We start from the raw sequence: 853 nt of genomic DNA on the forward strand, positions 1-853 counted from the left end.
GTCTTGGGACGCGACGGCAAGGCCTTGCCTCTCGGCGACTTCGCAAGGATCCTGGCAATTAACCTGACAGGAACGTTCAACGTTCTCGCGCAATTTGCGGAACGCCTCGTCCGTGCAGATCTGGCTGGCCGCGAGGAGTGCGGTGTCATCGTGAACACATCCAGCGTGGCAGCATTCGACGGGCAGATCGGGCAACCCGCTTATGCCGCCTCCAAAGCGGGCGTGGCCGGCATGACGCTGCCAGTCGCACGAGAGTTCGCGCGCCATCGCATCCGCGTAATGACCATCGCGCCCGGGCTCTTCCTGACCCCTTTGTTGGCATCCCTCCCGCAGGAAGCACAGGACTCGCTGGGATCGCAGGTGCCGTTTCCCAACCGGCTTGGCGAGCCCGATGAGTATGCACAGCTTGTCGAGGCTATCGTGGCCAACCCGATGCTCAATGGCGAGACCATCCGTCTCGACGGGGCGATCCGGATGGCGCCGAGGTGATCCCTCGGCAGCCTTGGAGACTCCAGCGACGAGCTGCTGGGCGGGGAGCCCGTTTGCAGTGAGAGGGGGAACGAGAGCCGCCAACGTCAGAGCACGCGAGCGGGCAGACGCTACCCACGGCTGACATGTCTGGCCGTCGAGGCCACGGAGCGCTGCCGGTGATCAGCGATCCAATCGAAGGAACTTGGTAACATGAATTCAGCCTATATCGTTGCAGCTGTCCGCACGGCAGGCGGACGTCGCAAGGGAGCGCTCGCGGGCGTGCATCCCGTTGATCTCGGAGCGGTGGTGCTCAATGAACTGCTCGATCGAAGCGGCGTCGACCCGGCCGCCATCGATGATGTCATCATGGGCTGTGTAACCC

The 853-nt window shown here is 63.5% G+C and carries 2 protein-coding genes; both read left to right on the plus strand.

Features of this window, described 5'->3' with window-relative positions; all coding sequences use genetic code 11:
• Positions 1–489, plus strand: a 489-nt coding sequence (locus tag LK12_RS23380; protein WP_039290748.1) for an SDR family NAD(P)-dependent oxidoreductase, incomplete at its 5' end; no start/stop codon positions are given.
• A gap of 192 nt (positions 490–681) precedes the next feature.
• A partial coding sequence (locus LK12_RS24435) for a thiolase family protein (RefSeq protein ID WP_456237690.1) occupies positions 682–853 on the plus strand: 172 nt, incomplete at its 3' end.

It is taken from the genome of Novosphingobium malaysiense (assembly GCF_000802225.1).
In the GTDB taxonomy this organism is placed as follows: Bacteria; Pseudomonadota; Alphaproteobacteria; order Sphingomonadales; family Sphingomonadaceae; genus Novosphingobium; species Novosphingobium malaysiense.